Genomic DNA, 6114 nt, shown 5'->3' with positions numbered 1-6114 from the left:
CACATGAATGTGCCGCAAGGAGCGTGTTTTGGGAGACCGGTCCCAACACAGCCTGCCCTCATGACTATCAGGCTGGGTGAAGAGCTTGCAGTTACACCGAACAAACGGCTATCGTTCAAAGTTGATTCAGCAACCGGGTGAACGATGACCAAGCCGTTTCAGTTTAACGCCAGCGACGTCAACGTCGAAAAGCGCGAAACCGTCTTTCAGGGCTTCTTCCGCATGGACAAGCTGTGGCTGACACACCCGCGTTTTGACGGCGGCGACATGCCCGTATTCACCCGGGAACTGTTTATCCGTGGTGATGCCACCTGCGTGCTTCCTTATGATCCTGAAAGGGACGAAGTAGTATTGCTGGAACAGTTTCGCCTCGGTGCCATGGGCCGTGACCAGTCGCCCTGGCTGCTGGAACTGGTCGCCGGCATGAACGAAGATGGTGAAACACCGGAAGAAGTTGCGCAAAGGGAAGGGCAGGAAGAAGCTGGCCTGACCTTCAGCAAACTGGACAAAATCTGCGATTATCTTGTCTCTCCAGGCGGTAGTACGGAACTCATACACCTGTATTGCGGCCGTATCAGCACCGAATCTGCTGGCGGGCTGTTCGGAATTGAGCACGAGCACGAAGACATTCGTGCCCACGTGTTCAGTTCAGAGGAAGCGATGGCCATGATCCAGGATGGCCGCATCAACAACGCGGCTGCGATCATTGCGTTGCAATGGCTTCAACTCAACCGCACCCGATTGCGGGAAGGATGGGTTTGATGGGGGAGTGGACCATGAAGCCCAGGCGATACGTGCCAGACCTCCGGCGGCTGGGAGCGCTGTGCGATGGCAATTATCTGCGCCTGAACCAACTCCGGAAGCTGGAGTCGGCTGGAAAGCCGGTGTCCGAGTTTGAACTGCACCGGGAAGAGCAGTATCTCGGCCGTGTTCGGATCAAGGTGCTCCAGACCGCACGGTTTACCGAAACTCTCCTGCTGGAGCAGATCCACAACGCCGGCCGATGGCTCAATAACCCCCAATTGACGGTGCGTGTCTATCACGACGCTGCCATGACAGAGGTGATCAGCTGTTACCGGGATCGCCAGATCGCGCCGGTCAACGATTACCCCAACCGTTATATGCACCACCCGGATGAAAAGGTCCAGGTGAACAGTTTTCTGGCTGACTGGCTGGATTACTGTCTGCGCTTCGGGCATCTGCCCATGGAGCACTCCCTCTGGTCGGCTGGTGAGGGCGTTGACTAGAGGTTGCGGTTGAAGAGTGGACTAAGGTGTGATGGCGAAGCGCAGCGGCTGTGTCATAGTTGTCAAATGATGCAATATGTCCTGTAACTATAGGCATAATGTGATCATGGTTCAGTTCAGAGGTGAGCAAACGGATTACTCTCACCGTATAGTCGGTCTAAAGCCAAGCGTGTTGACCAGTTACGAAACAGAGCGCCATGACCAGAAAGGACAAATCCCGGGCTCTCCGGGTGCTGCAGATCACTGACCCCCACCTCCTGGCCGATCCCGCTGGCGGGTTGCTCGGCGTGAATACCCGGGACAGCCTTGATGCCGTTATTGATAAGGTCATTAAAGACCACGGTCAGCCGGACCTCATACTGGCGACCGGGGATATTGCACAGGATGGATCGGAAGAGGCTTACCGCGTTTTTGGTGAGAGGTTGGGCGCCTTCTCCTGCGCCTCGGCCTGGATAGCGGGCAACCACGACAAGCCGGATGTCCTGGCGCGGGTGGCCAGTGAGTATCAGGCGAACCGCCGGCATATTATCCAGGGTGGGTGGCAATTCATCTTGCTGGACTCGTCTGTGCGTGGGCAGGTGTATGGTGAACTGGCAGAGTCGGAACTGGAGTTTCTTGCATCGACCCTGGAGCAGGGCCCGGATTTACCAACACTGATCGCGCTGCACCATCACCCGGTGGATATCGGATCGGAGTGGATGAAAGATATCGGCCTGCGCAACCGGGATGCGTTCTGGCGCGTCGTTGAATGTTTTCCTCAGGTCAAGATCGTTTTGTGGGGCCACATCCATCAGGAACACGACCTTGAGAGACACGGGGTCAGGTTACTGGCCACGCCATCCACCTGTATTCAGTTTACTTCCGGTTCGCGCGAGTTTGCCGTGGAGGCATTGCCGCCCGGCTACCGCTGGTTCGAGCTTGAAGCTTCCGGAGGGGGGCGGACGGAAGTGCGACGGGCAACCGACTTTGAGTTTGATCTGGACATCAATAGCACCGGTTACTGATCACGGTTTGGAAAGAGGCCCAAAGGCCTCCCTCCTGATTTCAGGCTCTCCGCAATTCTCGGGCGGCGTCGACCATCTCCCGGAGTGCCGGGATGACCTCCTCCCAGCTCCGCGTTTTCAGTCCGCAGTCCGGATTTACCCAGAGCCTTTCCGTGGGTATCCGTTCTGCCGCCTTCTGCATGAGTGACACGATGTGCTGCTTTTCCGGGACGTTGGGCGAGTGGATATCGTACACGCCGGGGCCAATGTCGTTCGGGTACTGGAAGCCCTTGAAAGCATCGAGCAGTTCCATGTCCGAGCGTGATGTTTCGATGGTAATGACATCGGCGTCCATGCGGGCGATGGCTTCGATGATGTCATTGAACTCCGAATAACACATGTGGGTGTGGATCTGGGATTCGTCGCTGACGCCGTTGGCGCTGATACGGAAGGCCTCGATGGCCCAGTCCAGGTAGTTCTGCCAGTCCGATTGTCGCAATGGCAGGCCTTCCCGCAGTGCGGCTTCGTCAATCTGGATGATACGCACGCTGGATTGCTCCAGGTCCAGGACTTCCTCTCGGATCGCCAGTGCCAGTTGCAGGCAGGTGTCTTTTCTGGGCTGGTCATCCCTCACGAACGACCAGTTGAGGATGGTCACCGGGCCGGTGAGCATGCCCTTCAGTGGCTTGTCGGTCAGTGACTGGGCGTAGCGGATCCAGTCCACTGTCATCGCCTGTGGGCGCTGGATGTCGCCAAAGAGGATGGGCGGCTTCACGCAGCGGGAACCATAGGACTGCACCCAGCCGAACTGGCTGAAAACATAGCCTTCCAGTTGTTCGCCGAAGTATTCCACCATGTCGTTGCGCTCGGCTTCGCCGTGTACCAGTACATCCAGTCCCAGTGCCTCCTGCTCCCGTACGCAGCGGGCGATTTCGTCACGGATGCGGCTGGTGTACTCCCGCTCGCTGAGGTCGCCCTTACGGTACTGCAGGCGGGTCTGGCGGATCTCCCGGGTCTGGGGGAAGGAGCCAATGGTGGTGGTCGGGAATGCCGGCAGGTCCAGCTGTTGTTTCTGTCGTTCCAGGCGTTGGGCGTAGGGGCTTTTACGCTCTCCCAGCTCTGGTGTGATCGCGGCAACGGCCCGGGTGACATCGGGGTTATGCACGCGAGTGGAGTTTCTGCGGCTGGCGATGGCCAACGCGTTCTTTGCCAGAGGTTCGACTGTGGCCGCACGCCCATGGCTCAGGGCGCTGGCCAGGGTTTGCAGCTCATCCAGTTTTTGTACCGCAAACGCCAGCCAGGAACGAACCTCCGGATCCATGGCGGTTTCCGATTCAAGGTCCACGGGGACGTGGAGCAGTGAACAGGAAGGGGCCAGCCAGAGACGTTCGCCGAGGCGTTCATGCACCGGTTCGAGCCAGTCCAATGTGGCTTCAAGGTCCGTTTTCCAGACATTACGACCGTTTATGACGCCAAGGGAGAGTATTTTGTGGGGCGGTAGCCAGTCGGTGACCCGGCTGACTTCGCCAGGGGCGCTGATGGCATCCAGGTGCAGGCCGGCGACCGGCAGTTCGCAGGCCAGTTGCAGATTTTCCTTCAGCTCTCCGAAGTAGGTGGTCAACAACAGTTTGACCGGGCAGGCCTTCAGTTGGTGATAGGCGAGATTAAAGGCATGCCGCCAGTCGCCGTTGAGTTCGGTGACCAGCGCTGGCTCGTCGATCTGTACCCAGTCCACACCCTGTTCCGCCAGCAGGTTGAGCAGTTCGGCATACACCGGCAGCAAATCGTCCAGCAACGCCAGCCGGTCACTGTCATCCTTGCTTTTGCCCAGCCAGAGATAGGTGACGGGGCCAATGATAACGGGTTTGGCATTCACGCCCTGGGCCCGGGCTTCGGCCAGTTGCGCCAGCAGACGTTCCGGATTGAGCTGGAACCGGGTGCCGCTGTCGAATTCCGGCACGATGTAGTGGTAGTTGGTGTCGAACCACTTGGTCATTTCACCGGCATGAATGGCGCAGCAGGCGGTGTCGTTGGCGGATCGGCCCCTGGCGACCCGGAAATAGCGGTCCAGGTCCGTACCGCTGGTGTCCTGGGCGCGGGCAGGCAGGTGACCGAGGGTGAAGCTCATGTCCAGGACCTGGTCGTAGTAGGAGAAGTCGCCAACCGGGGCGAACGTCAGTGACGATTGCTGTAACCAGTGGCGACGCCGCAGGTCGGCTGCGGTAATGTTCAGCTCCTCGGCATTGAGCTGCCCTTTCCAGAATGCCTCCTGGGCGAACTTGAGCTCCCGCCTTGCGCCTACCCGGGGGAAGCCCAGATTGTGTGTCGTAGTCATGATGTTGTCCTTGCGTGTGTTCATGGGGTTTCGGGAAGAGCCACCAAGACTACGCATCTGGTACGATGAAAAATAATGGTATTATTTCAACAATCCATGAATTTAATTCACATTAATGGCGAAAAGGTTGCGGGCCATGATTGAGCGGAATCATCTGGAAATTCTCCGGGAAGTGGAGCGCCAGGGCTCGCTGACGTCAGCGGCCGAGTCGCTGCATCTGACCCAGTCGGCGTTAAGCCACGCGGTCAAGAAGCTGGAGTTGCAGTTGGGCACGCCGGTGTGGGAACGGGAAGGACGCCAGTTGCGGCTGACCCAGGCTGGTCAGTACTTACTGTCACTGGCCACGCGGTTGTTGCCGCAGTTCGAGCATGCGGAAATGCTGATCGGGCAGTTTGCAAAAGGGCAGCGCGGCACCCTGCGGATCGGTATGGAATGCCATCCCTGCTACCAATGGCTGCTCAAGGTTGTGGGGCCCTATCTGGAGCAATGGCCCACGGTGGATGTGGATGTGAAGCAACGCTTTCAGTTCGGCGGCATCGGGGCGCTGTTCGGGCACGATATTGATATTCTGGTAACGCCGGACCCATTGCACCGGCCTGGCCTGGTGTTTGAACCGGTGTTCGATTATGAGCAGGTGCTGGTGGTGGCCAGCGGGCACGAACTGGCCGTGAAAGAATGGGCGGAACCGGCGGACCTGGCGGAGGAAACCCTGATTACCTACCCGGTGGAAGTCGAACGGCTGGATATCTATACCCGGTTTCTGCTCCCGGCCCACGCCAGTCCGGCCAAACACAAGACCATAGAAACCACGGACATCATGTTGCAGATGGTGGCTGCTGGTCGGGGGGTGGCGGCTTTGCCGCGGTGGTTGGTGGATGAGTACGCGGAGAAAATGTCGCTGAAACCGGTTCGGTTGGGCAGCCAGGGCATTCAGAAGCAGATCTTTTTGGGCCTTCGTGACCGTGATCGCGAGGTGGATTACCTGAATTCCTTCATGAATACCGCTCGAGGGGTTCGCTGGTATTAGCGTCTTCGGTTAAACTGCGCGAAAAATCAATAGGGAATCTGATCATGAGTGATATACCTGCAGATCTTAAATACATCGAGACCCATCAGTGGGTTCGCGTTTCCGACGATGGCACGGCCACCGTGGGCATTACCGATTTCGCCCAGGAGCAGTTGGGGGATGTGGTCTACATCGGTTTGCCAGAAGTTGGCGTTACTGTGAATGGCGCTGAAGAGGCCGGTGTGGCGGAGTCCGTCAAGTCGGCATCGGATGTGTTCAGTCCGGTTACCGGTGAGGTGATCGAGGTGAACGAGAGCCTGGAAGATGAGCCGGAGAAGGTGAACGAGGATCCTTACGGTGATGGCTGGCTGTTCAAGGTGCGCCTGGAAGATAAGGGCGAGTTGGATGGTCTGATGGACGCTACTGCCTATGCGGAGCATGTGGCTGCCGAGGAGTAGTTCTCGGGTTCCGTGCAGGCATTGAGTGGGTCGGGCCTCCCAAAACACGCTGTGAATACGTCCCTGTACGCTTGGGCTCCGCCAT

Annotated in this window: 6 protein-coding genes; 5 read left to right on the top strand and 1 reads right to left on the bottom strand. The window is 58.1% G+C overall.

Features of this window, described 5'->3' with window-relative positions; all coding sequences use genetic code 11:
• Positions 1-144 precede the first annotated feature (144 nt).
• The 3 genes from ACJO5Y_RS14495 to cpdA all read left to right on the top strand — a co-directional run bounded on the left by ACJO5Y_RS14495 (position 145) and on the right by cpdA (position 2251).
• A complete protein-coding gene (locus ACJO5Y_RS14495) occupies positions 145-762 on the top strand; it encodes an NUDIX domain-containing protein (protein ID WP_406988165.1) in 618 nt (205 codons plus the stop codon).
• Positions 762-1247 carry a DUF1249 domain-containing protein gene (locus ACJO5Y_RS14490; protein WP_406988164.1) on the top strand — a complete coding sequence of 162 codons (486 nt, stop codon included), beginning with the start codon at positions 762-764 and terminating at the stop codon, positions 1245-1247. Before ACJO5Y_RS14495 ends, ACJO5Y_RS14490 begins: the two co-directional genes overlap by 1 nt.
• Positions 1248-1444: 197 nt before the next feature.
• The gene (cpdA, locus tag ACJO5Y_RS14485; RefSeq protein ID WP_406988163.1) at positions 1445-2251 is read left to right on the top strand and encodes a 3',5'-cyclic-AMP phosphodiesterase; all 807 of its coding nucleotides are present in this window, start codon (positions 1445-1447) and stop codon (positions 2249-2251) included.
• A gap of 40 nt (positions 2252-2291) precedes the next feature.
• On the opposite strand, the gene metE is transcribed toward cpdA, so the two are convergent.
• On the bottom strand, positions 2292-4565 hold the full coding sequence (gene metE, locus ACJO5Y_RS14480; RefSeq protein ID WP_406988162.1) for a 5-methyltetrahydropteroyltriglutamate--homocysteine S-methyltransferase: 2274 nt from the start codon (positions 4563-4565) through the stop codon (positions 2292-2294).
• Between the two features lie 136 nt (positions 4566-4701).
• Between metE and ACJO5Y_RS14475 the strand changes: the two genes are divergently transcribed.
• On the top strand, positions 4702-5592 hold the full coding sequence (locus ACJO5Y_RS14475) for a LysR family transcriptional regulator (protein WP_406988160.1): 891 nt from the start codon (positions 4702-4704) through the stop codon (positions 5590-5592).
• Positions 5593-5636: 44 nt separating this feature from the next.
• The gene (gcvH, locus tag ACJO5Y_RS14470; protein ID WP_406988158.1) at positions 5637-6029 is read left to right on the top strand and encodes a glycine cleavage system protein GcvH; all 393 of its coding nucleotides are present in this window, start codon (positions 5637-5639) and stop codon (positions 6027-6029) included.
• Positions 6030-6114 lie beyond the last annotated feature (85 nt).

Source organism: Marinobacter alkalisoli (assembly GCF_045449855.1).
Lineage (GTDB): Bacteria > Pseudomonadota > Gammaproteobacteria > Pseudomonadales > Oleiphilaceae > Marinobacter.
The sequence above is the reverse complement of the archived record's forward strand: the minus strand, read 5'-3'. Positions and strand labels throughout refer to the sequence as shown.